17 protein-coding genes are annotated in these 26,541 nt (G+C 53.5%); 6 read left to right on the plus strand and 11 right to left on the minus strand.

Annotated features, from left to right (window positions below; translation table 11 throughout):
- Positions 1–23 precede the first annotated feature (23 nt).
- The 8 genes from ACS5NO_RS26210 to ACS5NO_RS26245 all read right to left on the minus strand — a co-directional run bounded on the left by ACS5NO_RS26210 (position 24) and on the right by ACS5NO_RS26245 (position 13,445).
- The gene (locus ACS5NO_RS26210; protein WP_439417877.1) at positions 24–3,554 is read right to left on the minus strand and encodes a TonB-dependent receptor; all 3,531 of its coding nucleotides are present in this window, start codon (positions 3,552–3,554) and stop codon (positions 24–26) included.
- A 178-nt stretch (positions 3,555–3,732) separates the two neighbouring features.
- On the minus strand, positions 3,733–4,854 hold the full coding sequence (locus tag ACS5NO_RS26215) for a FecR family protein (protein ID WP_439417878.1): 1,122 nt from the start codon (positions 4,852–4,854) through the stop codon (positions 3,733–3,735).
- A gap of 95 nt (positions 4,855–4,949) precedes the next feature.
- Complete coding sequence (locus tag ACS5NO_RS26220; RefSeq protein WP_439417879.1) at positions 4,950–5,546, minus strand: RNA polymerase sigma factor; 597 nt, start codon at positions 5,544–5,546, stop codon at positions 4,950–4,952.
- Between the two features lie 203 nt (positions 5,547–5,749).
- Entirely contained in the window at positions 5,750–6,658 is a 909-nt protein-coding gene (locus tag ACS5NO_RS26225) for a Nif3-like dinuclear metal center hexameric protein (protein WP_439417880.1), read from the minus strand.
- Entirely contained in the window at positions 6,655–7,368 is a 714-nt protein-coding gene (locus tag ACS5NO_RS26230) for a DUF4412 domain-containing protein (protein WP_439417881.1), read from the minus strand. Before ACS5NO_RS26230 ends, ACS5NO_RS26225 begins: the two co-directional genes overlap by 4 nt.
- A gap of 145 nt (positions 7,369–7,513) precedes the next feature.
- A complete protein-coding gene (locus ACS5NO_RS26235; RefSeq protein ID WP_439417882.1) occupies positions 7,514–8,788 on the minus strand; it encodes a dipeptidase in 1,275 nt (424 codons plus the stop codon).
- Complete coding sequence (locus ACS5NO_RS26240) at positions 8,785–10,245, minus strand: SusD/RagB family nutrient-binding outer membrane lipoprotein (RefSeq protein ID WP_439417883.1); 1,461 nt, start codon at positions 10,243–10,245, stop codon at positions 8,785–8,787. The genes ACS5NO_RS26235 and ACS5NO_RS26240 overlap by 4 nt, the downstream gene beginning before the upstream one ends.
- 104 nt (positions 10,246–10,349) lie before the next feature.
- Complete coding sequence (locus tag ACS5NO_RS26245; RefSeq protein ID WP_439417884.1) at positions 10,350–13,445, minus strand: SusC/RagA family TonB-linked outer membrane protein; 3,096 nt, start codon at positions 13,443–13,445, stop codon at positions 10,350–10,352.
- Between the two features lie 453 nt (positions 13,446–13,898).
- On the opposite strand from ACS5NO_RS26245, the gene ACS5NO_RS26250 reads away from it, so the two are divergent.
- A complete protein-coding gene (locus ACS5NO_RS26250) occupies positions 13,899–14,762 on the plus strand; it encodes a polysaccharide deacetylase family protein (protein ID WP_439417885.1) in 864 nt (287 codons plus the stop codon).
- A 244-nt stretch (positions 14,763–15,006) separates the two neighbouring features.
- Positions 15,007–17,370 (plus strand): T9SS type B sorting domain-containing protein, encoded by a 2,364-nt coding sequence (locus tag ACS5NO_RS26255; protein ID WP_439417886.1) that lies wholly within the window; start codon positions 15,007–15,009, stop codon positions 17,368–17,370.
- Positions 17,371–17,473: 103 nt separating this feature from the next.
- Here ACS5NO_RS26255 and ACS5NO_RS26260 read toward each other — a convergent pair whose 3' ends face one another.
- Entirely contained in the window at positions 17,474–18,001 is a 528-nt protein-coding gene (locus ACS5NO_RS26260) for a hypothetical protein (protein WP_439417887.1), read from the minus strand.
- 126 nt (positions 18,002–18,127) lie between these two features.
- Complete coding sequence (locus ACS5NO_RS26265; protein ID WP_439417888.1) at positions 18,128–21,382, minus strand: amidohydrolase family protein; 3,255 nt, start codon at positions 21,380–21,382, stop codon at positions 18,128–18,130.
- A 302-nt stretch (positions 21,383–21,684) separates the two neighbouring features.
- Here ACS5NO_RS26265 and ACS5NO_RS26270 point away from each other — a divergent pair, with 302 nt between their 5' ends.
- Positions 21,685–21,900 (plus strand): hypothetical protein, encoded by a 216-nt coding sequence (locus ACS5NO_RS26270; RefSeq protein WP_439417889.1) that lies wholly within the window; start codon positions 21,685–21,687, stop codon positions 21,898–21,900.
- Between the two features lie 52 nt (positions 21,901–21,952).
- On the opposite strand, the gene ACS5NO_RS26275 is transcribed toward ACS5NO_RS26270, so the two are convergent.
- Positions 21,953–22,210 carry a hypothetical protein gene (locus ACS5NO_RS26275; protein ID WP_439417890.1) on the minus strand — a complete coding sequence of 86 codons (258 nt, stop codon included), beginning with the start codon at positions 22,208–22,210 and terminating at the stop codon, positions 21,953–21,955.
- Positions 22,211–22,517: 307 nt separating this feature from the next.
- Here ACS5NO_RS26275 and ACS5NO_RS26280 point away from each other — a divergent pair, with 307 nt between their 5' ends.
- Genes ACS5NO_RS26280 through ACS5NO_RS26290 form a run of 3 tightly spaced genes read left to right on the plus strand, consistent with a single transcriptional unit; the run spans position 22,518 to position 26,535 of the window.
- Positions 22,518–23,939, plus strand: a complete 1,422-nt coding sequence (locus ACS5NO_RS26280; RefSeq protein ID WP_439417891.1) for a Gfo/Idh/MocA family protein — start codon at positions 22,518–22,520, stop codon at positions 23,937–23,939.
- Positions 23,940–23,966: 27 nt separating this feature from the next.
- Positions 23,967–25,355, plus strand: a complete 1,389-nt coding sequence (locus tag ACS5NO_RS26285; protein ID WP_439417892.1) for a putative oxidoreductase C-terminal domain-containing protein — start codon at positions 23,967–23,969, stop codon at positions 25,353–25,355.
- A gap of 7 nt (positions 25,356–25,362) precedes the next feature.
- Positions 25,363–26,535: a Gfo/Idh/MocA family protein gene (locus ACS5NO_RS26290; protein WP_439417893.1), complete on the plus strand. Its 1,173-nt coding sequence runs from the start codon at positions 25,363–25,365 to the stop codon at positions 26,533–26,535.
- The last annotated feature ends 6 nt before the right edge of the window (positions 26,536–26,541 follow it).

Raw genomic sequence — 26,541 nt, forward strand, 5'->3', positions numbered from 1 at the left:
GAAGTGATGTCTATCGTTGGAAGTTAAAAACCGATTTGCAACCCCAGGGAGAAGGAACGAGCGGCCGGATACTGTCCGTAGTCAATGCCGTTGGTCAGGTTACCCGCACCCCGGTTACTGCCGATCTTCATCCCGATTTCCGGGTCGTAGCCCAGGTCGTAGCCGGTAAACGTGAGCAAATTCTGCGAGGCCACGTAGATCCGAAATTTCGAAATCGCTCCGTTCGTTTTGGCCGCGAGGATATCCGCCGGTAATTCGTAACCGATGTTGATGTTTTTCAACCGCAGGTACGACGCATCCTGCAACCAGCGAGTCGATACCCGGGAATTGTCGTTCGGGTCGCTCCACTTGATGCGCGGATTGGTCGTGCTCGGATTCTCTTTCGTCCACGCATTTTCGTAGGCCGAAAGACTCCCACCCAACGGCCAGCGGAAGGCCCCGGCATACACCCCAATCCCACTGTAGATTTCCCCCCCATGCACCCCCTGAAACAGAATCGACAAGTCGAAATGCTTGTAGGAAGTCGTCAGGTTCATTCCATACGTAAAGTTGGGCAGGAAGGAACCGATCACTTTGCGATCTTTGTCGTCCACAAAACCGTCACCGTTCAGGTCGCGAAACCGCACATCGCCGGGGGCCGTGGCCTGGTTTTGGTAATAGGCCGTTGCATTGCCGGTTTTCGAACGGGCGGCCGCATTGTCGGCATCGACCTCAGCCTGAGTCTGATAAATCCGGTCCAAATCCCAGCCGTAGAACGACTGAATCGGATCGCCCGCGACGGTTCGGGTCACGGGAACGCCCCAGCTTGAGAAGTAATTGCCATCGCCCCCGAATATGGCCCCGCTCGGCGAATCGAGCCGCAGGACTTTGTTGCGTACCCGGCTGATGTTCCCGCTGATGCCCCAGCTAAATTCCCGTTTGCGGGGTGCGCGGTAACCCAATTGCAATTCCCAGCCTTTGTTCTGCATTTTCCCGATGTTGACGTCCGTAAACTGCACGTAGCCGAACGAGGGCGGGGTGGGCGCTTTCAGAATCAGGTTGTCGGTCACCCGGTCGAAATACTCGACGGTGAGCGAAACCGTGTTGTTGAATAAACTGGCATCCATCCCGACGTTGAACTGGTTTGTTTTTTCCCACTCCAGGTTCTGGTTGGCCAGTTTGTTGTAAAAAGCCGTATTGACAACAGGGTTGTTGTTGAACGGATACGACGAATTGTAAATCAGGGATTGCCACGGATAGTTGCTCAGTGCCGACGGATTCAGGCCCGTGACGCCGTAACTGGCCCGCAGTTTCAGGTCTGAGAAAACCGCTGCTTTCCGGAAGAAAGGCTCGTCACCCACGTTCCAGCCGATGGAAGCCGCCGGGAAGTTGGCGTATTTGTTGCGCGGTGCCCAGACCGACGAACCGTCGCGCCGGATGCTGGCATTCAGGATGTATTTCCCCTTGTACGCGTACCCGACCCGGGCGACATACGACAGCAGCATGTTCTCCTCGATGGTGTTGAGTGCGCTGACATTCGTAGCACCATTGAGCGTTTTAATGGCCGGGTTCGATTGCTTTCCGGTCATCAGTTCGGTGCGAATATTGGTTTTTTGACCTTCAAAAACGACGACCGCGTTCAGATGGTGAGCCGACGCAAACGTCTTGTCGTAGGTCAGTTGTTCTGAAAACAGGAGGGACGAATAGGCGTTCCGGTTGTTGGTGATGCTGGAAAGCCCATCGTTGGTTTTGAAGATATTCTGTCCGTCGTTGACCATATAACTCTGATCGATACCGTCTTCCAGCCCGTTGGCGTAGTCTACCCCGAAGGTGCTCCGGAATTTCAGCGATTCCAGCAGTTTCACATCCAGAAAGGCGCTGCCTAAAATCTTGACGGTTTTCCGCTTGAAGACAATGTTTTCAATGTCGGCAATCAGGTTCGGAAACGGGTGCCCGTCGATCGCGTCGCCCCCGGCTTTGATCCAGATACCGGTGTTCGGGTCTTTAACCGGCAAGTGCGGTAGCGCAAATTGCAGCAACGAAAGGGGCGTGCCCTGATCGCCGGTCTGGCCGTCGGCGTTGTTGTAAAGTTGCGAGGTGTAGGCCACCAACAGATTCTGCCCGAACGTAAACCGGGAACCTAAGTCGTGCGTCGAATTGACCCGAAAGTTATACCGCTCAAAACCGACGCCTTTGAGAATACCGTCCTGTTTCATGTACCCTGCCGAGCTGTAAAACGTCGATGTTTTGCTCCCGCCTGAAACCGACACATTGTTGTTCGTCAGAAATCCGGTTTTGAAGTACAAATCCTGCCAGTTAGTGTTGGTCTGGCCGTAGGTTTGCGTCACGCCTGGATACGGGTATTTGTTCATTTCGGTGGGCGTATACCGACTTGGTCGGGCCGGAGCATTTTCGAGGTTATCGCCCGAATACATGCTGTCCATGAATCGGTTACGTTGGCCGGTATTCATCGGGTCGAGCAGCCGCCAGGCCGATTCGACGCCCGCGTACGAATCGAGGCTGACCCGAAGTTTGCTGTCTTTCTGGCCTTTTTTGGTGGTCAGCAGAATCACGCCGTTGGTGGCCCGTGACCCGTAAATAGCCGCAGCACTGGCGTCTTTCAGGACTTCCACCGATTCTACATCCTTGTTATCGAAACTCGCCAGATTCGTCGTTGGAAAACCGTCAACCACATACAGCGGATCGGTCGAAAAACTCACCGAACTAACCCCCCGAATGCGGATATTGGGGGAGGTTCCCGGCGAACTGACGTTGGTGACGGTCAGCCCCGGCACGCGGCCCTGCAAGGCCTGCCCGACTTCAGCCACCGGCAACTCGTTCAATTCTTTGGTATTGACTTTGGAAATGGCACTTGTTACTTCCCGCTTCGTCTGGGTACCGTAACCGACTACCACCACTTCATTCAACGACCGGGAGCCGGGCACGAGCTGAACTGTCACTGTGGTTTGATTGCCCGCGATAACCTCCCTGGTTTCGTAACCCAGAAACGAGAAAACCAGCGTGGCCGATGGGTTGGGAACCTGGATTCGGAACTGCCCACTGGCGTCGGTCACCGTGCCCTGGGTGGTGTTTTTCACCAGCACGCTGACGCCAGGCAGGCCATCGCCCTTTTCATCAGTTACCTTTCCGGTAACGGTATTATCCGTCTGTTTTTTCTCAAGGGGAGCCGTATTTTCAGGCGAAGAACCGGTTTCAATGCGGTCCAAAATAATCTGTCGGCCCGATAACTCGTATTTAATCCGCAGCGGCCGGAACAGTTTTTCCAACGTTTCCTGCATGGTGCTGTTCGTCACGATCAGCGTCACAGGCTGGTTGATATCGATCACCCGGGAACTGTAGACGAATTTCACCGTCGTTTGTTTTTCCAGCAGTTGCAGAACGTCCTTAAACTTCCGGTCAACAATTTTCAGGCTCACGACCTGATCCAGCACGTTCTGCGCCCGGGTGATATGGGCCGAAGCGAGGTTGATGAACAGTCCCAGCAGGAGGAGTTGGTACAGGGTTAGTTTGAGCATTTTGGTACACCAATGCTGAAGTTGTAGTTTCTTCTTCATACTTTTGATTGTTAAAATCTAGACATTTTGACAATACAAATCCGGCTCATCCGGCACGATGAGTTGGGATTTATCAGGGCGTTGAAACGGCACTTTCAACGCCCTTCTTCGATGCGGCACGCTACTTCATAAAGATTTAAGAATAAGGGTTTAGGAATAAGGGTTTAGGATGGCTGGGTTAGTTGCAGCCTTTTCCGGTTACAACGACTTCGCCGTTCACGATCTCATATTGTGCCCGAATGGCCCGGCACGTCAGTTTCAGTTTTTCGTACAGCGGTTCATCCGTGAGGGAGGCCGTCACCGGGCAATTTCCAAGAAGGGCATGGTCGTAAGCAATCCGGATGTTATACGTCTTTTCCAGTTGGCTAAAAATCTGGCTGACCGGTGTTTCATCGTATTCAAAAACCATTTCCTGAATGGTTCCGGACTGCGGAGAAGCAACCGGAGTCACGGTATGCTTCACCAGCCGGGTTTCCATCGGATTGGCGTCTTTGGAAAAAACCACCTCTTGTCCGGGGTTCAGAATTAGCCCTTCCAGTTGAGGGGTTTGGGCCTGTTGGGCGGCTTCCGGGCTTTTGGCTTCATACACGGACACTTTTCCGGTTTTAACGGTAACCTGTATACGTTTGTCGTTGGGAAATGCTATTACGTTAAAGCTTGTCCCCAGTACCTTCGTAACGATTTCGTTGGCAAATACGTAGAGAGGACGATTGGGATCTTTGGCAATTTCGAAGAACGCTTCGCCCGACAGGTAAATTTCCCGGACGTTCCGGCTGAAATACGCCGGATAGGAGAGTTTGCTGCCTTTTTTCAGTAAGACGGAACTTCCATCTGGCAGAACAATCAAGCGGGTTGGTTTGGTCTGGTTATCCACTTCGACCAGATCGTATTTTTCGGTAGCCTGCTTCACCAGTTGGGTGTATCCGGCTTTACTTTCGCGTTCCTGCGTCATAAAGTACCAGCCTCCCAAGCTGACTAAACCGGCCACAAGGGCGGCTGCCCAATACCATTTGAAAAACAGGGGACGAATAACGGTTTGGGTAGGTTCATCGGCCTCGATGCGGTCAAAGACCGACTGTTTTAACACCGCGATTTCTGATTCGGGAACGGCGGGTACCGGTAGGTGGTTGGCAACCAAAACCAGTTGGCGGGCGATTTCGACATCGTTGCGCTTGAAGGGATAAACCTCCAGCCAGTTTTGCCAGAAAGTTTCGGCTTCCAGGTCGGTCGACAGAACCCAATGGATGAAAAAGTCGTCCGTTGCAAATTCCTCCGATGTATACTGCAAATAGTCGCTCATTGATACTTAGTCAGGAAATAGTTATCCTATTTTAAGTACAGAGAGCCTATTTTCAGTTTACTACCAAAGCAGAAGTCATAATTTTCGAAAATAAATTAAACCAGCAGGTACAAAAAGAGAAGATGGACGAGGTGCTTGCGCAGCTTGAGCAGGGCATTTTGCAGGGTATTGGCAACGGTTTGTTCCTTTAGGTCAAGCAGCGTGGCGATCTGGCGGATCTTCAGGCCGGTGTAGTATTTCAGCGAAACGACCTCGTATTCCCGATTCGATAAGGTCTGTAGCCCGTTGGAAATCCGGGCCTGTTGCAGGTCTCCCGTTTCCGACTCCATCCACTGGGTTTCGGCGGAGGACTCAGCCTGACCGGACATTTCGACTTCGGCCCAATCGGAGGACAAATGCCGTCGGTCTTTCAACTGTTTGAGCAGGGTTCTTCGCAGGCAGCTATACAGATAAAACCGGACTTCGACGGTTGGAGAAATCGTTTCGCGGTAAGCCCAAAGATCGACAAACACATCCTGAACGGCGTCTTTCGTCAAGGCCATATCCTGGCAAAAACGGTAGCCATACGTCAGCAATTCGCGCACATAGGCATCGAACAGTTTTCCCAGTGCGTTGCGGTCACTGGCGCGCAAAGCCGTCCAGAGAAGCAAATCCTCTTCCGTCCGTTTTTCGCTGTTTGTCTTTCGATGCATAGATCTGCTAAATTCGTGCAATTTTAACGCATTTTATTTATAAAAACTAGTTCGGTTTTGTAGACCTGAAAAAGAAAGCATCTATATGGCGCAGCACATTTCGACCCCACCTTCCGTGTAACGATTGCTCAATATACCATAGGCGTTGCGCCGGATCTTTCACCTGGTCTGGCAAAATGAACCGTTATTATTTTACATTCCGTTCATAAATACGTAAACGGATTTTTGGAATCGATGTACGTGATCTTCATTCCGGGTAGTTTCGGTTGCAGCCACGGCACCAGCCACTGCATTCCCGGCGCTTCGCTCATGATGTGCCCCAAAATACCGAGGGAAATTTTCTGGCCCTGCTGGCGCGCATCCCGGACGTATTCGGCGGTTTCCCACTCGCTGATTTCCCCGCACAGAATCACATCCGGTTTGTCCTGCTGAATCGCCAGGATGTGGCTTCGGCCACCCGAAGCACCCGGCATGAGCAAAATCCGCCGACACGACTGCGCCGGATCGCCCACCACCCGCATCATCGCGATGCCCAGTTTCTCTTTGGCATGGGCTATAATCTGTTTCAACGGCAGGGGGGCGGGGAGCGTGATCATCCGCGGGTTGCCGGCATCCATATACTTCTCCCAGCCGAGGGCTGTCACCACACCCATCCGGATGCCGTCGGGGCGGTGCGAATGCCAGTAGTCGTGAAATCGCCAGACGGCAATGCCGTGTTTTGCCAGCAGATCGTGTTTCCGTTTGAACACCTCGTCTTTGTCCAGCCAGTCGGTTTCGTCGGCGTGGTTGTAGAAGGTCGGCTCGTGAACGATGATGAAATTGGCTCCCAGCCGGGCGGTTTGCTCGATGACGTCCATGGTGGCAAACATTGTGGAAACGATACCGGTCACCTTCTGATCGGCGGTGCCGGATTTCAGCGTGTCGACGGTTTTCGGAAACGGGGCGTTCGGAATGGTTTTCAGAATCAACTCCATGACCTGACCCACAGTAACGGGTTCGGCGGGTTGCCAAAAGGCGGCTGTGGGCATACTGCCCGGAAGGGTCAATAGTAGTGATGCTTTGGCGAGCGTGTCGACAAATTCGCGTCGTCCTGGTTTTTCCGGGGTCATCATGGCTTTGGTTGTTTTTTGAACGCTTCGATCATTTTTTGCCGTTGGGCCGGGGTCATGTTCTGGAAGCCTGCCGGGTCGAATGCCGCCCCTTTTTTGTAGTCTTTCGGAATGTCGAACAGCGAAGCCGCCACCGGTTTGGTGTCATACTGAATCAGATCCATGGTCATCCCCGCGTTTTTCATGCGTACGAAAAAACCGTCGGCACCGCTCTTTTTCAGTTCGGTATAGAGATTCTCTCCACCAAAGTCCTGGTTGGAACGCCAGTACGACAGCAGTTTTTCGTACCCCGGAATATCTTTGCTGGTCCAGATTTCCATTGACCCTTTTTCAAATGTGACCAGCGCGTGGGTGCAGTTCAGATTCTGAATTTTCTCTTTTCCGACCACCTTGACCGTGGCCTTCATTGCCGGGGTGTTTTTCGACGGACTGGGGCGGTTTTCCGTGTACGTCTTGCTCGACTCGTTCAGCATGTAGGTCACGTTGGGCGTTTTCGCCAACATCAGAATCGTCTGTTTCATCGGTTTCGCTGCGCCCGGCAACGGAATGTTGATGTCGGTCCGGACGTTGCCGTTGGAAAAATACATCGTGCTGGTAGTCGTTCGGGACTGAGCGCCCTGCGACATGGTCATTTTGTATTCGACAGTTCCCTGCTGCGCCCAAACGGTGGCGTGCAACAGAAGAGCGGGTAGAAGGCTAAGGAGTTTTTTCATGCCGAAAGGACGTTGTGGTTCGGCAAGCTTAACCAAAATTGCGGACATTTCGGGCGAATGCGCCATAAAAAATGCCCCACTTTGCAGCGGGGCATTTCGGATGTTTAGGTTAAGAAAGACGGTTTGTTCCAAAGAGAAGACGGCTTTATTTCCCGATCATTTCGGTCGGGGCACTTTTCTCAACGGCTTTCATGACCCGGAAGAAATTGCCGCTCCAGATTTTCTCGATGTCTTTTTTGGAATACCCGCGACGCACAAACTCGACCGTGAAGTTTTCGTACTGGCTGACATCGAAACAGTCGGCCAGGGCGCCACCGCCGTCGAAGTCAGCTCCCATGCCCACGTGGTCGATGCCGATCAGCTTCACAATGTGGTCGATGTGATCGACGGCATCTTTCACCGTGGCGAGTTGCACCGGGTATTTTTGGTTGAGTTCCATGAAATCAGCGCGAATTTTCTTCTGATCCTCCTCCGATAGCTTGCTCATGGCACCCATCATCGACCGGCGGTCTTTGACGCCCCATTTTTCCAGCATGGCTTTCTGGGCTGCTTCCCGCTCGGGACTGGGCGGAATGGTTTTTACGTAATCGCTCAAGAGGTTCAACTGCACCACGCCCCCGTTTTTCGCCAGGGCTTTCAGCATGTCGTCGGTCAGGTTGCGGGGATGATCGCAAACGGCTTTGGCACCCGAGTGGGAGGCAATGATGGGGACTTTCGACAGCCGGACGACATCGTAAAACGTGGAGTCGGAAACGTGCGAAACGTCGATCATCATGCCGAGTCGGTTCATCTCCGCAACAACCTGCTCACCCAACGGGCTAAGGCCCTGGTATTCGGCTCCTTTCGGATCGGTTGAGGAGTCGCAGATGTCATTGTTGCTCGAATGGCAAAGCGTCATGTAGCGAGCGCCGAGGTCATAAAACTTCTTCAGCATCGACACATCATGCCCCATCGGATAGCCGTTTTCCACGCCGATAAAAATGACGCGCTTCCCGGTTTTTCCGATTCGGAGGGCATCCTGGGGTGTCGTCGCCAGTTCCGCTTCCGAAGCCGTGCTTTTGAGCGTCGCATGAACCGCATCGAAGATGCCGAGGGCTTTCTGTTTGGCCGCTTCGTGGCCTTCCGGCGTGCGCGGTCCCTGTCCGAGATAAACCGCCCAGAAAATAGCATCCAAACCGCCTTTTTTCATGCGCGGATAATCCACTTTGCTGTTGGTTGTGCGGGCGTCGTTTTCCTTCGTGACATCGAATCCCCCGCGTGACAGCAGCATGGGCGTGTCGGCGTGTGTGTCCACGGTAAACGCTTTTTCGTGGATTTTCTTCGCTTTTTTCAGCAGGGCTTTGTCATCGTCGGTGGCCGATGCGGGCAGCACGCCGGTTGCCAGACAGGCGAGGAGGGTTGGGAAGAGCCAGTTTTTCATTTCGCAAACCAGAGTTTAAGTTTCTTGTCGTTTTGTCCTCCCTGACTTTTCAGCGCGGCATTGAAATTGGTGAAGTTCAGCGATTCCTCCGAGCCGGGATAGGGTAAGCGGGTGGGAACCACCCCGTTGTTGGTGTTCAATGCGGGTGCCGTCAGCGTCGGGATGCCCGTCCGGCGGTATTCCGACCAGGCTTCCAGGCCCTGACCGTAGAGCGCGATCCACTTCTGTTCCATCAACTGGGTGTAGCCCACAGCGCCGTCTTTCAGGGCATTGGCCGTCAGGTAAGCCGGTGAAACTGTGAGTTTATACTGATCGTGCGATGCCGTGATGGCGCTGTTGTAGAGCGTGGCCGCCGTACCGGCTGCGGTGATGCCTTTGTAGGCAAATTCCGCTTTGATAAACAGCAGTTCGGCGTAGCTCAGGATGACACCCGGTGCCGTTGCGCTGGTGAAATACGTCCCGACTTTCGAGGTTTTCGACAAACCCAGGGCATTGGCATCCGAAGCCGATAAGCCGTTCGGAACTCCTTTGTATTCGCCCCCGTCGGCGGGTCGGTCGGCATACACCGCCAACCGTGCATCGCTCAATGCCAGCATTTTGTTGACGATGGTTGCGCTGATGCGGTGGTCATCGCGGGTTTTGCGGTTTTCGTTGATTGGATTGTTGTTGGGAACAGCCGCCAGGTAGTTCAACTGAATATTATCGGCGTTGGAAGCCAAGACCGGGTATTTGGCGGGATCGCTCAGAATCCGGGTGATTTCGGCTTTCACGTCGATGGGCGCGTCGGTTTTGCTCAACATCCGGTTGAGCAGGCGCAGGCTGAGCGAGTTGGCAAACTTCTTCCACTTGGTCAGGTCACCGGCGAGCAGAATGTCACCCGCAATGGCCTTGCTTTTGTCGGTCACGTCGATCAGGTCACTGGCTGCTTTCAGTTCGGCCACCAAACCGGCGTAGACGTCTTTCTGGGCGTCGTATTTCGGTTGAAGCGAGCCTTCCAATCCCATGATCGCTTCTTTGTAGGGAATGTCGCCGTAAATATCCGTCAGCAACGAGAACACCCAGGAGCGCAGAATAACGGCCACGGCCTGGTAATTCGTGTTGCCGGTTTCGGCCCCTATCTTATAAATACGCTGGTAATCAGCCAGGGATTCGATGTAAAAATCCCGCCAGCTATTGCTAATGATGTCGTTCGAAATCGTGTATTGATCGACGTCGGTATACTGAATCCGGGCCCAGTGCTGCGAAATGCCGGAGCCAATGTCCTGCCCCAGCGAACCACCCCAATATACATCGACCGCGCTCTGAATACCATGGGGCATAAAGAGGTCGGCGGAGGCTACCGTCGGGTTGTTGGGATTGGTGTTGAGTTCATCAAAATTCTCCGTGCAGGACGACATGCTCAAAAAGAGCGCGGCCACAGCGGCTTTATAGCGGAATGAAAAAGTGTTGCGTTTCATGATATGTTGGTTTGGGGTTTTCAGTTTTCAGTTTTCGGTAGGCTGCCGCACGAATAAGGACGCGTCAGCCAACCGTATCCCGTATACTGAAACCCGTAAACTGATTACAGGTTGAAGCCGATGTTGAAGCCAACGGAGCGGGTGGTGGGAATCTGACCGTTTTCGATGCCCTGCAGGTTTCCGTCGTTGTAAAAGCTGGTTTCCGGATCGATGTGCGGTACTTTGCTGTGCAGCAACGCCAGGTTCCGGCCCACGATCGAGAACGAGATGTCCCGGAAAGGCAGCCGCTTGAACACCTGACCGGCGAGGACGTAGCTCAACCGGACTTCCCGCAGTTTGACGAAACTGCCGTCGAAAATGGTGCCTTCGTTGTTGGTCAGCGAGTAGTATTTGTGGTGCCACTCTTCCGACGAAACCCGCACATCGTTCGGCACGTAGTTGGGTTCGGCCGCAGTTCCGATGTTTTTAACGCCCTCGCCGATGATGCCGTCTTCCCGACCGAAAGTCGTTTCTTTCAGCACCCCGGTGTAGCGACCAATGTTGATCGATTGCGAGAAGATGTCGCCACCCTGCTTGATGTCGATCAGTGTGCTCAGCGAAAGCGCTTTATAGGTAAAGGTGTTCTGGATGCCGCCAATCCATTTCGGGGTAAAGTTGCCCAGAATCCGGCGAACCGGGTCGATTTGGGGCACTCCGCCACTGTAAACGATGTTGCCGTTCGGGTCGCGCAGGAAGCCTTGTCCGAAAAATGTGCCGTACGGCTGACCGATGCGTGCTTCAACGCCCATGCCGCGGATGTTGGTCGTCGGGTTCAGCGTATACGTCGTCAGCCCTTCCGCCAGTTCCAGTACCTTGTTGCGGTTGCGGGCCCAGTTCAGGACAACATCCCACTGAAAAGCACCGGTTTTGACCGGCGTGGCCGACAGTTGCAGTTCGATCCCTTTGTTTTCCAACCGTCCTGCGTTCAGCAGCTTGGAGGAGAAACCGGTTGCGTTGGAGATGTTGACGTTCAAAATCTGGTTGAACGACTGTTTGTTGTAATACGTCACATCGACGCCCACGCGGTTGTTCCAGAGTTTCACTTCCGCCCCAATTTCGTACGAATTCGTGATTTCCGGTTTCAGATTGGCGTTCAGCATGGCGTTGCTTTCGGCCAGTGAAGGCGTGCTGCCCCAGGCGTTGGCGTAGGCGTAGGTTTGCAGCAGGTTAAACGGCTCGGTATCGTTCCCGACGCGGGCAATACCGCCCCGGATTTTGGCAAACGACAGCACCGGCGAGTTCACATTGAACATATCGGTCAAAACCGCACTGACGGCGGCCGAGGGGTAGAAATACGAGCGGTTATTCGATGGCAACGTGCTCGACCAGTCGTTTCGGGCGGTCAAATCCACGAACAGGTAATTCCGGAAACCAACGTTGGCCGACGCGTAGGCACTGTTGATGACGCGTTGGTTGTAGGAATTTTCCGTTACCGGCCGCTGGCGGGAGTTCCCCATGTTCCAGACACGCGGGATAGCTAACTCCGTAGCACCCATGTAGTTGCGCTGGTAGAAATTTTTGCGGTGGTTTCCGCCGATGTTGGCCGTTACATCGAATTCGCCGAATTTATGCGTGGCGTTCAGCAGGAAGTCGGAGTTCGATTCCTGCACGTAAATCTGCTCTTCATTGTAGCTGTCGAACAGGTTGGAGGTCCGGGCAGCATTCTTCGTTTTCCGGCGGTCCTCGTAGAAATCCGTTCCCGTGCGGGCCGTCAGGGTCAGCCAGGGCGTGAATTTGTAGGTAGCGGCCAGGTTGCCAAACAGGCGGTCGCGCTCGTTTTCGCGGGCGCTGACGTTGAGCTGGTAATAGGGGTTGGTCCAGTAATTGTAGTTCCAGTTGTTCTGGTAAATACTGCCCGGAGCCTGATACTGTTTCAGTTTTTCCATATCGACCTGCCGCCCGAACCAGATGAAATACAGGCCCCAGTTGGTGCGGTTGTCGCTGCCGTCTTTCACGTAGTTTCCGGTGGCGCGAATGCTCAGTTTTTTGGTTAGATTCCAGCCCGCATTCAGCGAAACCGTCCGCCGTTTGTAGTCGGTATTGGGCAGAATGCCGGTTTGATTCAGGTCGGTGAACGAGAGCCGGAAATCGCCTTTTTCACTGGCGCCCGTCACGGAAACGTTGTTGGTCAGCGTCCGGCCGGTTTCAAAAAACTGGTTGACATTGTCCGGGTGTGCTACCCAGGGCGTGGGCGTCCGTTTGCCATCGGCACCGATGGGCGAGTCGAACTGCGGCAACAACCGGCCGTCCAGTTTGGGTCCCCAGCTTTCATCGACGCCGTCGTTGACGCCACCACCCCGCCCATCGACGTACGAGAACAGGCCTTTACCACCCTGTCCGTATTCATTTTGCCATTCCGGCAGTCGGAACGGGCTGTCGAAAGCCGTATTGGAGTTGACCGAAACGCCGATGCCCCGGCCTCCTTTACCGCTTTTCAGCGTGATCAGCACCACGCCGTTGGCTCCGCGAGAACCGTACAAGGCGGCCGCGCTGGGACCTTTCAGGACGCTAACCGACTCAATATCATCCGGGTTGAGCGAACCGGCACCGTTGCCGTAGTCCACCGCCGTCGAAGAACCGTAGTTGCCGTTGTCGATGGGAACACCGTCGACCACGAACAAAGGCTGGTTGTTGCTGCCGATGGAACTGGCTCCCCGGATCACCATCCGCGAGGAGGCACCGGGTGCGCCGTTGGAGTTGGTCACCTGCACCCCGGCTACTTTGCCGGACAGGGCGTTGACGAGGTTCGTCTCCCGCGCCTGGGTGAGTTGTTTGCCGCTTACCTCCTGAACTGAATAGCCCAGAGCTTTCTTTTCGCGGGTGATACCAAGGGCCGTTACGACAATTTCGCCGAGCAGTGCCGCGTCTTCTTCCAGTGCCACATCAATGGAGGTTTTGCTGCCGATGGCCACTTCGATGGGTTTAAAACCGATAAAAGAGACAATGACCGTTGCATTGGCGGGGGCGTTCAGCGTAAACTCACCATTCGCATTCGTGGTACTTCCGCGGTCGGTGCCTTTGATCAATACGTTGGCGCCCGGAAGGCCCCCGCCATCCTTTTTGGAGGTCACCCGTCCTTTCAGGGTAAGGTCCTGTGCATAGCTGGCCAAACTGAGCAGCATAGCAAACAGCACATAACATGAGGTAGATACTCTTTTCATAGAGAATGGGAAATTAATGAAGTGAAATAGAACTATTTTTATTTTAAGGCTTAAAAATTAGAAAATCGGTAAGTATTGAAATCGAGGGATGAGCAAGGAAAAAAAACTAGTTTTAGGAAAAACATAGTTAAATAATAATGGTAAAATTTAGATTAATAAGAATTATTTTAAAAATCTAATGTAACTGAATGATTGAGTAATTGCCAAATAATATTCTAAAGTTTAATAAATAATTAAAATTATTATTGTAAAAATTGAATTTATTGGTATTATAAAGTTGTGTATTTGATTTTTGTCCATATAAATATTTTTAGCTTAAAATATATTTTTTATATTCTTTATTTTATATAAATTTTCAAAGTATACCGGGTGTATTGTCTCGTAGAGAATGACAAAGGGGTTGAGCAGTAAATACGACGGCAATCCGGCTTTATAGAGTTCAGCCCCAGACCGATGAAAATAAACCGCCTGTTCCTGCCCGGATTTTTACTACTCAGTATTCAGCTGGTGTTTGCCCAACCCCAACCGCCCCGGCTGATTGTTCGGGGAGACGACATGGGGTATTCGCATTCGGGCAACGAAGCGTTGGTGAAATGCTATAAAGAAGGCATCGAGTCGTCCATCGAAGTGATTGTACCCTCGCCCTGGTTTCCCGAAGCCGTCGAGATGCTGAAAGAAATACCGGACATCGACGTGGGCATTCACCTGGCCCTGACCAGCGAGTGGGACAATGTAAAGTGGCGACCGGTTTCGGCCTGCCCCAGTCTGCGCGATGCCGACGGGTATTTCTATCCGATGATTTATCCGAACAAAAACTACCCCAAACGCGCACTGGTCGAGAACGACTGGAAACTGGAGGACGTTGAAAAAGAGTTTCGGGCGCAGATTGAAATGGGCCTGAAAAAGATTCCCCGCATCAGCCACGTTTCGGGTCACATGGGTTGCACCGGCATGGGCGACGACGTGAAAGCCCTGATTCTGAAGCTGGCGAAAGAATACAACCTCCTGATCCTGGATCGGAACATGCAGGATTGGGGCGTGACAGGCGTCGGTTACCTGGGCGCCCACGCGACCTCGGAAGAGAAAATTGAGAGCTTTTCCAAAATGCTCGAAAGCCTGGAACCCGGCAAAACCTACCTGTTTGTCGACCATCCCGGTCTCGACACGCCGGAACTCCGGGCCATTCACCACATTGGATACGAGCAGGTGGCCGTCGACCGTCAGGGTGTCACCGACGCCTGGACCAGCCCTAAAGTCAAAGCGCTCATCAAGGCCAAAGGCATTCAGTTGATTGGATACCGGGATTTGCGGAAATAGACCCAGGCTTCGGGGAAAATCAACCCTTTAACAAAATTTGGTAACACCTGCAACGAGCAGAAGCATTCCCGCGTATCTACAGGTAAAGAACCGTATTGAACGACTGCCGGGCGGTCCACCTCCCTTCATGCCTTGATTTTGCGGTATTTATTTTAAGTTACGATATTTAAAAAAGAGTAACTTTAGTAGTCTGAATGGTTTTTTAAAAAATACGTTCGTATCGCCCATTTCTACTGTCTGACCCATGCTTCCCGTTTTTAACCGAGCTTTGCTCTGGCTTCTGCTGCTGGGCTTTGCCTTTCCGGTTTTGGCTACCCACCAGGTCGGAGGGCAGATCGAAATGCGGGCCATTGGCGATGTGCCGGGACACTTTCAAATCACGGTAATCAATTACCTCGAAGACAATAACCGGGCGGCCCAAACCACCGGGGGGCAGATCGGGATTTTCCGACTGCGCGACAACGCCCGGATGCTGGTATTCACCGTATCGGAAACCGCTCAACGGGAACGCGTGGTCTTTACGAATGAGGCCTGTGCTACTTCCCAAAACCAGCGGGTAATTGCCGCCACGTTCGGGGCTGACATTCAGCTCGATCCAGCCCTTTACAGTGACGCCGGCGGCTATTACATGTCGTTCCAGACCCAAAACCGCAACGCCGGGATCAACAACATCAACAACCCCGTGCAAACGGGTTTTACCTTTTACCTCGAATTTCCGGCCGTGCAAAAAAGCGGTCAGTATTTCAACAACTCGTCCCCCCGCTTCAATCCCATCAACGGAGAGTACCTCTGTATCAACGAGTCTTTTTCGTTTGCCTTTGGCGGCACCGACCCCGACGGCGATGAACTGCGGTATTCGATGGTGACGCCCCTCAACAGAATTGGAACGGGCCGCAACCAGGAAGCCACCGCCGGGCCGTATCCGGATGTCCAATGGCTGAGCGGTTTTAGCGCCAACAGTGCCATTCCCGGCAGTCCGACGCTGGCGGTCGATCCCCGGAGCGGGCAATTGTCGGTGACGCCCAATCAACTGGGTTTGTTCGTTTTTGCGGTTAAAGTAGAAGAATACCGCAACGGCGTAAAAATAGGGGAGGTTCGGCGCGACTTCCAGTTTCTGGTGATCGACTGTCCCCCGGTTACAGCCCCTAACCCAACGGTATGGGCCACCGGTTTGCCGGCCAACACCGAATTTACGATCTGCAAAGGAAAAACGCTGGAACTCCAGACGACCGTCAACCCGGACTGGAATTACCAGTGGCGACGCGACGGACTGAATCTGCCCGATGCCACCGGCACTAAACTTCAGGTTAGCGAACCGGGTGCCTATTCGGTTTTTGTTTCCATGAAAACCCAGTGCGGCAAGGCCAGCGGTTCCCAGAATGTAACACTCAAGGTGGTGGATCTCACCTCGGATCTCAATGTAACCGGGCAGTTGTGCGCCACGGACGGTTCCGTCGTCCTGCGGGTTTTGGGAGGGGACGACATGGCTTACCAATGGTTTCGGGACGGGAAATTGCTAACAACGCCTTCCGCCGATAATGCCCTGACTGTCAATCAGCCGGGAGAATACCGGGCTGTGTTAACCCAGACGCAGTACGGCTGTATCTACAATACCGGTGCCCTTTCGATTACCCGCGCACCCGCCGTGCAGGCGGTTATCCGTTCATCGCAAAACCGGATTTGCCCAGGTGCTACGTTACCGCTGGAAGGCGTCGGTGGAGTCAGCTTTGCCTGGCAACGGGATGGTCAGCCGGTGGCAACGGTCACCGATCCGGTTTTACCGGTGCAAACTGCCGGAACGTATGTCGTAGAAGTAACAGCGGATAATGGTTGCAAAGCGACATCAGATCCCTTCGCAGTTGCGCAGATTCCCGCTATCACCGTTACGATGGACGCCGTTCCGCCGGTTTGCGGTACCGAAGGCCCGGTTTATTCTCTGACGGGAACACCGGCAGGAGGGACTTTCGCCGGGCCGGGCGTGTCGGGAACGCAATACGATGCGAAAGCCGCCGGGATCGGCAACCACGTGCTGACATATTCGGTCAACTTTGCGCCGGAATGTCCGGCGGCCGTGGCGCAGCAAACTGCCGTGGTAGCTCCCATTCCGACGATTCTGTTACCGGAAGAAATGATCACATCGCTGGGTACTTCGCTGACCATCAGCCCGGTTCTGACCGGTGATCCGGTGAAATTTGAGTGGTCACCACCCACCTACCTGGTTGATCCGACTGAAGCCAATGCGCGGGTGGTCGCCATCGAAGACGATATTGTTTATACGTTAAAGGTTGAAAACGCGACAGGCTGTCAGGCCGAAGGAACGGCGGTGGTGACGGTCTATGAGCGAATCTGGGTGCCGGGCGCGTTCACACCCAACGCCGACGGCCAGAATGATGTCTGGGAATTAAAAGGTGTGGAAGCGTTCCCGGCCGTAGAAGTAGCGGTTTTCAACCGCTGGGGTGAGGTGATTTACCAATCGGCCGACGGCTATGCGCATCCCTTCGACGGCAAGCTGAAAGGTGATCTGGTGCCACCAGGGGCTTACGTATATACAATCCGTTACAAGCCGGATGCGCCTTTGCTGCGGGGAACCGTGGTGATTTTGCGTTAAGAGTAAGTTTCCAAGTTAAGGCTAATAATGGAATGGTTTTTAAACCGAGACAGCCCCGGAATGAAAATTCCGGGGCTGTCTAATGGTAGTATTTTAAACTCTATTATTTCACCGGAATGGTTTTTACCGCAATGGATGCCCCGGCGGCTGAGGTAATTCCCAGCGGTTTTCCAAAGGTGTCAATCAGGTTTTTCCAGTACAAATCACCCGGAGCGGTTGAGTTTCCGGCGATTTGACGGGCAATGTCAAAATTCGTCTCGGTAAGGGTCGTTATGTTCCAGACATCCGGTGTTGGAATTTGGGTCGTCGTGAGTGATAATTTAGTGTCATTGTCCGTCAAAGCCCATTTGCCCGATGAAGACGTTCCGTCCAGACTGGTTTGTACGAAGTCTCCACCCGTTTTAAATTCAAGCTTGAACTTGCTCATATCAACAAGATTGGCTGCACCACCACCTTTGGTGTATCCCGTTATTGGCGTTGCAGTGCCTAAACCGATAGAACCAGTTTGCACTTCCCAGGTGCGGACCAACATTTCAGATTTGGTTTTAACCGCCGGGGTGTCGTCGTCATCTTTGCTACAACTTACGAACAGCGTAGTTCCCATCAACAGGAGCAGGAGGGCTTTTTTCATACAGATCGATTTTTCAGGCTTATTTTGTGGCTGCAATTTATTGAAATATTTTTAGTTCGGTGGTTTTCACCGCCGAATAAGAAACGGATTGCCAGACTAATATATTATACGGCAAAAATACATGGGTCAATGCAACCCCTGACACACGCAGTGAATGTGTCCGAAGCTCTGCGTTTCGGCGTGCCAGTCGAAGGCGTCGTTGGATCGGTTGTTTTCCCAGAAAAACTTGCCGCGCGTCCGGGTGTAATTCCCGGTTTCATTCATTGTGGCGGCATCGAATAGCCGTCCGTTGATCATCACATACTGAATGAACTGGCTGTTGCGCAGGTCCTGCAATGGGTTTTTATCGAGCACCAGCAAATCCGCCAGTTTTCCAGCTTCCAGCGAACCAATTTCTTTGTCTAATCCCAGGTTTCTGGCCGGGCCAATCGTGGCCTGTTTCAGCGCCTGCAAATTCGAAATGCCGCCCTGGCCGAGCATCCAGAGTTCCCAGTGCGCACCCAGTCCCTGCAACTGCCCGTGGGCACCGAGGTGAACGCTCACCCCCGCATCCGTGAGTTGTTTGGCGGTTTGCGAGTTACCAATGTGACCGAATTCTTCATCGGGCAACATCGTCCGCCGACGCGACCGGCTGTCGATCACGGCGCGGGGCGTAAACCGCAGCAAGCGTTCCTGTTCCCAGACATTCATTTTCTGGTACCAGTAATATTCGCCGGAAACACTCCCAAAACTCACGATCAAGGTCGGTGTATAACCGGTTTTGCTGTTACTCCACAACGACACAACATCCTTGTAAATCGGATCGACCGGCAGATTGTGCTCCACCGTCGTGTGGCCGTCCATGACCATCGTCAGGTTGTGGTTAAAGAACGAACCGCCCTCGGGCACCACCATCATGCCCAGTTCGCGGGCGGCCTGAATGATCTGCTGGCGTTGGTTCCGGCGGGGCTGGTTGTAACTTTTAACGGAAAATGCACCGACGGCTTTCATCCGGCGCAGGTGCGAACGGGCGTCGTCCAGGCTGTTGACCACGGCTTTGAAATCGCCGTCGGCACCGTAAATAATCGTTCCGGTCGAATACACCCGGGGTCCGAGCATCCGGCCGGTTTTTACCATTTCCGACTGGCTGAAAACCATCTCGGTATTCGACGACGGATCATGAACCGTCGTCACGCCATAGGCCAGGTTTGTAAAATACGACCACTGTTGCTGGGGCGATTTGCCGTCGCCGGTGCCGATGTGGGCGTGGGAGTCGATTAAACCGGGCATGATGGTTTTGCCCGTGGCGTCGATGATTTTGGCACCCGCTGGAATCGTGACCGAGCTGGCCGGGCCGACCGCCAGAATCTTGTTGTCCTGCACCACCAGCACGCCATTTTCAATCACCGCATCGTCTTTCATCGTCAGAATAGTAGCTCCTTTAAATGCCACGATGCCTTTTGGGACGTCGGTCGTCAGCTTCAGGCCGATCGGTATTCCGGTGCTGTCGATGGCGGGCAGTTTTTCGGGGGCACCTTCCACAAAGGCAAAACTGTTCTGAATGGATCGGGTGAAATAGTCCGGCCCAATGGTCCAGTGCAGTTTCTGGCTGTCGTTCGACCAGTGCAGGTAATCACCGGCGTCGCGGGTTACTTTATAAATGGGGAAAGCTTTCGTTCCACCCGAGAGATCGGCGGCTTTTCCGCTCATCGGGAAGGGCGCGATGTAGAGCTGAAAAAGCTCCTGAAACGCAATCCAGCGGTTGTCGGGGCTCGGCACAAACCGGGTGGCATACTGCGAGGTAAAATGCGTTTGCTCGTCGGCATTGTTGAGCGTAACGCTTTTGAAGGCTTTCGTCGCCCCATCTTCTACGAAGAAAATCCGGTCGCCGGTGGGGTTGAACAGCGGTTCATCGCCGTTTTCCCGAATGAATCGGGCCGCACCGCCGTTGCCCGGCATGACGTACAAACCCGGTTCTTTGCCGTATGCAAAGCCCATAAAACCGTTTCCGGTTCCTTTGCGATACACAATTTGGGAGCCATCGGGCGAGAAAACCGGCGTGTTGTAAAAGCCTTTTTCGCGGGTCAGCGTCTCGGTTTTGCGGGAATGGAGGTTCAGTTTGCGGATGCTGCCCGTCAACGAATCGTTCCAGGTGGTGTAGAGCAGGAATTTGCCGTCGGGGCTAAAACTGGGTTCGTATTCAAAACTGGCGGTTTCTTTGGTCAACCGTTCGGGCTGGCCGTTGGGCAGTTTTTTCAGGTAGAGATAACCCGCTGCGTGAAAAACCAGCGTTTTTTCGTCGGGCGAGGTCCGGGCGTGGCGGATCATTTTGGAATCGAACGTGGGCGAAAAAACCGTCTGCGGAAAGCGCACCGCATCCTGAACCGTCAGTTTGGCGTTCACCGTGAACGGGATTTCAACGGCTTTGGCCGATTGAATAGTCACCCGAAACAGCTTGCCTTTGGCCCAGATCACGAGTTCCTTTCCGTCGGGCAGCCAGTCATAGTTGGGATAAAGGCCCATAATCGCCCAGGCTTCCTGCTGGTCTTTGTTGAGCTGATCGAAGACCGGAAATTCCTCCCCGGTTTTCAGGTCGTGGATATACAGCACAGTTTTCGTCCGAACCCGCCGGACAAACGCCAGTTGCTGTCCGTCGGGCGAAACCTGCGGGCGGGTCGCACCACCGGGGCCGGTCACAATATTCTTGATGTCGCCCGTCTGCCGGTCAAACCGTTTGATGGTGTAAATCTGGCCGTTGGGATCTTTGTTGTACTGAAAAATCGGCCCCGGACTCACGTCTTCACTGAAATAGACGTACCGCCCGTCGGGCGAAACGCAGGGTTCTCCGGCATCCTGCTGGTCATTTTTCCGTTTGGTCAACTGCAAACCGGCGGTTGCGCCCCCGGCATGATAGAGCCAGAGTTCACCCGCCCCCAATGAACGGCGACTCGTAAAGTGCTTGCGGGCCACGAGATACTGGCCGTCGGGCGTCCAGACGGCGTTGTTCAGCAATCGAAAGTCTTCGTTCGTGATCTGGCGCAACCCGGAGCCGTCGCGGTTCATCGTCCAGATGTTATCGCCCCCGGCGCGGTCGCTGGTGAACGAAATCCGTTGGCCGTCGGGGCTGTAGCGGGGTTGAACTTCCAGGGGCAAACCGCCGGACAGAAGCTTCGCGGTGCCGCCGGTGATGGGTAGCGTGTAAAGATCGCCCAGAAGATCGAACACGATTTCGCGGCCGTCCGGACTCACGTCGAGGTTCATCCAAGTGCCTTCGGTGGTCGTTAGGCTGACTTCTTTGGCGGGTCCTCTGGGTGTGGCAACGTCCCAGGTGTCTTTGGGTTTTTGGGCAAATGAAAGGATAGAAGCCAGCAAGGCAACGGCTACGGTGTACAGTTTCTTCATGTTGGGCGTGTAAGGCTCCGAAAGATACTGAATGAGTCGCAAAGACGACGACCGAAACCGCCAAATCTTGCCGTATGACTATTGAAAGTATAAATTTGAAAATTTTACCAATTGTTGTATTATTCGGTGATGTAGCGTGACGATAGAATAAACCTTTGTTAAGAAATAAATTCTGTAAAACTCTTTTGATCAGAATATTGTAGTATTGTGTAGAAGATTAGTAGTGAACTGAAAATGTATCGTTAAAGTCTTGTAATTGTACTAAATTAATTGTTGATTCACACACCCTACGCATTTACACCATGAAAAACATAGAAAAACAACTGGCTGATTTACAGCTTCAAATTGAACACCTGAACAAAAAAGTTACCGTATTGCTGGAACATACACCCGCGAGCGAAGGCTTTTTAAGCCGGTCGCTGGTGCACAAGCAGCAACACAAAGCCAATCCGGGAGACCGCTTATTTAATCCGTCCAAAGGCATCAACCGGTTTCGCTCTTTGCAGAATAACGGTTAAAAACCGGATCGGATTCGGCGGTATGAAATTGATAATCAGGTCGACATCCGCTTTATTTGTAGCTTTCAATGGGCCACTCCAGATGCCCTCCCTGGGTCTGTTTTCCAACATACGCCGTACGGCAGTCTACCGCCGGGCGACCCGGTTTTTTTTGAGACATCGTCTTCCCATTCGCTTTTTGAACCGCCGGTACCACATTACCCGGTTTTTTGGTTCGAACGACCCCGTAGTCGGGTCCACCGGCAGCCAGAATGGCCAGGCCAATCACGAGCCCCAACGCGGAGGGGACTAAGTTTACATTCAGATTCATCAGGTGTGTTGTTACGTTTACTGCCGCAAGGTAAAACGGAACCCGCCTACGGTGGAAAATAATTTGGTTAAGTGGAAAAAACGGTGCCTTGAGTGGAGGATTCTTTTCCGGAAACGCGAACTGGTACTGACAATACCGGCACCTTCGTCGTAAAATGAATAGTAAAAATCGGTGCGTCGTCGCTTATGGTTACAGATATACCCCCAACCCCCTAAAGGGGGCTGCAAAATGACGAACATTTGGCCCCCTTTAGGGGGTTGGGGGCTGTAGGTTTCTACTAAAAAAGCCTCTTCAAACCTTGCTAACTATGGCACCGGAAAAAAAATCAGTGGTCTCCCGGAGAAAATTTCTCGACCTGACCACCAAAGGAGCCCTCGCAACAACCGCGCTCGTCAGCGGTTTTCCAACCATCGTACCGGCCTCGGTATTTGGTAAAAATGCCCCCAGCAACCGCATCAACGTCGGCGCGATTGGCGTTGGCCGCATTTCGCGGACGCACGACATGCCGGGTGTCTGGCAATATGACAACGCCCTGATCATGGCCGTTTGCGACGTAGACAGCAAGCGGGTCGAAGAAGGGAAACAACTCGTCAATGGCGTCTATGCCAAGAAAACCGGTAAATCGTACGATGGTGTGCGGGGTTATGGCGACTACCGCGAGTTGCTGGCCAATAAGGACATCGATGCGGTTTTGATCAGTACGCCCGATCACTGGCACGCGCCGATGGTGGTTCACGCCGTTAATGCCGGGAAAGATGTCTACATGCAAAAACCGGCGTCGCTGACCATTTCGGAAGGCCGGTTGATGGCCGATGCGGTCAAACGGACGGGGCGGATTATGCAGGTGGGAAGCCAGCAGCGGTCGTCGCACCAGTTCCGGTTTGCGGCCGAACTCGTTCGCAACGGGCGGATTGGTCAACTGAAAACCGTCTCCGTCGGCTTGCCCGGCGACCCTTCCGGCGATGAAGAACCGGAAATGCCGATCCCGAAAAACCTCAATTACGACATGTGGCTCGGCACAACGCCCGAGGTGTATTATACCGAAAAACGGGTGCATCCGCAGAAAGATTACGACCGTCCGGGCTGGTTGCGCTGCGAACAGTTCGGCGCGGGTATGATCACCGGCTGGGGCTCGCACCACATCGACTGTTCCCACTGGGCGATGAATACTGAATATACCGGGCCGGTAGAAATCTGGGGGAAAGCCGATTTTCCGAAGAAAGGGCTGTGGGATGTACACGGTATTTTCCGCACCGAAGCCTTGTACGAAAACGGCGTCCGGATGGTGGTCAGCAACGAGTTGCCCAACGGAATCAAGTTTGAAGGCACCGACGGCTGGATTTTTGTGTCACGGGGCGACTCCTCCGTTACCGCCAGCGATCCCATTGCCAAACAGAAAGCCGCCAAAGCCCTGGATGCCAGCGATCCGAAGATTCTGGAGTCGGTGATCGGCCCGAATGAGATTCATTTGCCGGTTAGCAAAGAACACCACGGCAACTGGCTGGAAAGTATCGTCAGCCGCAAGGAGCCCATTGCCCCCGCCGAGGTGGGTCACCGGTCGTGTTCGGCCTGTCTGCTTCACCACGCGGCCATGAAACTGGATCGGAAACTGTATTGGGACCCGAAAAAAGAGCAGTTTAAGAACGATGCGGAGGCCAATAAACTCTTGTCCCGTACGCAGCGGTCGCCCTATGCCATTCAGGTTGTTGCCTCCACCAAATCAAAATAATCAGTGCGTTTAACCGAAATACTTCGAATGAAAGTAGCCCCCGTTGCCGGCAGTCTGTTGATGGCTGCCTTACTCACCGCTTGTCAGTCTGATCAAAAAAAGGATGACATGATTCATCTCATTACCCTCGATCCCGGTCATTTTCATGCGGCCCTGGTGCAGAAAACCATGTTTGATGGCGTCGATTCGACGGTGCATGTCTATGCCCCGGATGGCCCGGATGTGCAGCTTCATCTGGATAAAATAAAGGGTTACAACGCCCGTCCGGAAGACCCCACGAACTGGCATGAAGACGTCTACCTGGGTACGGATTTTCTCGATAAAATGCTAACCGACAAAGCCGGAAATGTGGTGGTCATGGCGGGCAATAACCGCCTGAAAACCGACTACATCCAGAAAACTGTGGGGGCCGGATTCAACGTTCTGGCCGACAAACCGATGGTGATCAGCGCGGCCAACTTCGACCAGTTGAAAGAGGCATTTGCGACCGCCGAAAAGAACAAGGTGCTGTTGTATGACATCATGACCGAACGCTACGAGATCAGCACGATGCTGCAACGGGCCTTCTCACAGCAGGCCGATTTGTTCGGAACGCTGGAAAAAGGAACACCCGAAAATCCGGCGGTTACCAAGGAAAGTGTTCACCATTTTTACAAAAACGTCTCCGGCAGCATCCTGACCCGGCCGTCCTGGTTTATGGATGTGGCCCAGCAGGGCGAAGGCATCGTGGACGTAACCACCCACCTCGTCGATCTGGTGCAGTGGGAATGTTTCCCGGAACAAACGATTGATTACCAAAAGGATATCAGCCTGACGTCGGCCCGTCGCTGGACGACCGACATGACGCTGAGTCAGTTCAAAGCCATCACCAAGCAGGACGCTTTTCCGGACTATCTCAAGAAAGATGTAGTGAAAGACAGCGTGTTGAAGGTGTATAGCAATGGCGAAATCAACTACCAGCTTCGCGGGGTTCACGCCAAGGTATCGGTGATCTGGAAATACAAAGCACCGGAAGGCACGGGCGATACCCACTATTCGATCATGCGGGGAACGAAAGCCAATCTGATCATTCGTCAGGGGGCCGAGCAGCAATACAAACCGACGCTCTACATCGAAGCGGTTGACAAAAACACGGATCTGGAAGCTGCGCTGAAAACGGTTTTGCCGAATATCCAGAAAGAATTCCCGGGCGTCGAGGTGAAGAAAATTGCCAAAGGCTATGAAGTGGTCATCCCGGAAAAATACAAGGAAGGACACGAAGCCCACTTTGGCCGCGTGGCACAGAAATACCTCGATTACCTGAAAGCTGGTGCCTTGCCCGCCTGGGAAGTGCCGAACATGATTTCGAAGTACTACACGACCACGCAGGCACTTGAACTGGCCAAGAAATCCAAAAGTGAACTCGCGACAAAGTGAAACGACCATGAACAAATCACAAGCCAACCGGCGACGGTTTATCAAAGAATCCGTTACCACCGCGGCCGGGCTCGCCGGTCTGACGGCCCTTCCCAAAGAACTTCTGGCCGCTCCCGGAATCCCGTATTCGGTTCCCGTGGTGGGCAGCAGCCGTCCGAAAGGCGCGGCCCGCATCCGGTTTTCGGCCATTGGTCTGAATCACGGCCATATTTACGGGCAGGTCGAAGCCGTCATTCGCGGGGGCGGGCAGCTTGTTTCGTTTTACGCCAAAGAACCGGATCTGGCGGCTGCCTTCACGAAGCGCTACCCTGATGCCAAACTCGCCAAAAGCGAAAAGGAAATTCTGGACGACAGCTCGATTCAACTGGTGGTGAGTGCCGGCATTCCCGACGAACGCGCCCCGCTCGGCATTCGGGTGATGAAGGCGGGCAAGGATTACATGGCCGACAAACCCGGCATCACGACGCTCGAACAACTGGCCGAGGTTCGCAAGGTTCAGCAGGCCACCAAACGGATTTACTCGATCATGTACAGCGAGCGGTTTGAGAACAAGGCGACGGTGAAGGCGGGGGAACTGGTGAAAGCCGGAGCGATCGGCAAAGTCATTCAGACCATCGGTTTGGGTCCCCACCGCATGAATGCCAAAACGCGCCCCGAGTGGTTTTTCGACAAGCAGCGGTTTGGTGGGATCATTTGCGACATTGCCTCTCACCAGTTCGACCAGTTTCTGTTTTTCACGGGTTCCACCCAGGCTGAAGTCGTTGCGTCACAGGTTGGCAATACGAACCATCCGCAATACCCGAAATTTGAAGATTTTGGTGATGCGATGGTGCGCGGCAACGGCGGAACCGGCTACATCCGCGTCGACTGGTTCACGCCCGACGGCCTGAAATCCTGGGGAGACGGGCGGCTGACCATTCTCGGCACCGACGGTTTTATCGAACTGCGGAAGAACGTCGACATTGCCGGACGCGACGGCGGCAACCACCTGATTCTGGTCGATAATAAGGAAACGAAGTACATCGACTGCAGCAAGGAAACGACGCCTTACGGCACCCAGCTTATCGACGATATTCTGAACCGGACCGAAACCGCCATGACCCAGGCGCATTGTTTCCTGGCGACGGAACTGGCGTTGAAAGCCCAGAAACAGGCCCAGCAGGTCAAACTAAAAGTTTAATTTTTT

Source organism: Larkinella fluvii (genome assembly GCF_051857545.1).
Taxonomy (GTDB): Bacteria; Bacteroidota; Bacteroidia; order Cytophagales; family Spirosomataceae; genus Larkinella.

Bases quoted from the DNA above. Each gene is read 5' to 3' on its own strand.
- ACS5NO_RS26275 (WP_439417890.1), bottom strand. From the start codon at position 22,210: ATGAATCTGAATGTAAACTTAGTCCCCTCCGCGTTGGGGCTCGTGATT.
- ACS5NO_RS26260 (WP_439417887.1), bottom strand. From the start codon at position 18,001: ATGAAAAAAGCCCTCCTGCTCCTGTTGATGGGAACTACGCTGTTCGTA.
- ACS5NO_RS26270 (WP_439417889.1), top strand. From the start codon at position 21,685: ATGAAAAACATAGAAAAACAACTGGCTGATTTACAGCTTCAAATTGAA.
- ACS5NO_RS26225 (WP_439417880.1), bottom strand. From the start codon at position 6,658: ATGATGACCCCGGAAAAACCAGGACGACGCGAATTTGTCGACACGCTC.
- ACS5NO_RS26290 (WP_439417893.1), top strand. From the start codon at position 25,363: ATGAACAAATCACAAGCCAACCGGCGACGGTTTATCAAAGAATCCGTT.
- ACS5NO_RS26210 (WP_439417877.1), bottom strand. From the start codon at position 3,554: ATGAAGAAGAAACTACAACTTCAGCATTGGTGTACCAAAATGCTCAAA.
- ACS5NO_RS26220 (WP_439417879.1), bottom strand. From the start codon at position 5,546: ATGCATCGAAAGACAAACAGCGAAAAACGGACGGAAGAGGATTTGCTT.
- ACS5NO_RS26215 (WP_439417878.1), bottom strand. From the start codon at position 4,854: ATGAGCGACTATTTGCAGTATACATCGGAGGAATTTGCAACGGACGAC.
- ACS5NO_RS26230 (WP_439417881.1), bottom strand. From the start codon at position 7,368: ATGAAAAAACTCCTTAGCCTTCTACCCGCTCTTCTGTTGCACGCCACC.
- ACS5NO_RS26235 (WP_439417882.1), bottom strand. From the start codon at position 8,788: ATGAAAAACTGGCTCTTCCCAACCCTCCTCGCCTGTCTGGCAACCGGC.
- ACS5NO_RS26255 (WP_439417886.1), top strand. From the start codon at position 15,007: ATGCTTCCCGTTTTTAACCGAGCTTTGCTCTGGCTTCTGCTGCTGGGC.
- ACS5NO_RS26285 (WP_439417892.1), top strand. From the start codon at position 23,967: ATGAAAGTAGCCCCCGTTGCCGGCAGTCTGTTGATGGCTGCCTTACTC.
- ACS5NO_RS26280 (WP_439417891.1), top strand. From the start codon at position 22,518: ATGGCACCGGAAAAAAAATCAGTGGTCTCCCGGAGAAAATTTCTCGAC.
- ACS5NO_RS26240 (WP_439417883.1), bottom strand. From the start codon at position 10,245: ATGAAACGCAACACTTTTTCATTCCGCTATAAAGCCGCTGTGGCCGCG.
- ACS5NO_RS26250 (WP_439417885.1), top strand. From the start codon at position 13,899: ATGAAAATAAACCGCCTGTTCCTGCCCGGATTTTTACTACTCAGTATT.
- ACS5NO_RS26265 (WP_439417888.1), bottom strand. From the start codon at position 21,382: ATGAAGAAACTGTACACCGTAGCCGTTGCCTTGCTGGCTTCTATCCTT.
- ACS5NO_RS26245 (WP_439417884.1), bottom strand. From the start codon at position 13,445: ATGAAAAGAGTATCTACCTCATGTTATGTGCTGTTTGCTATGCTGCTC.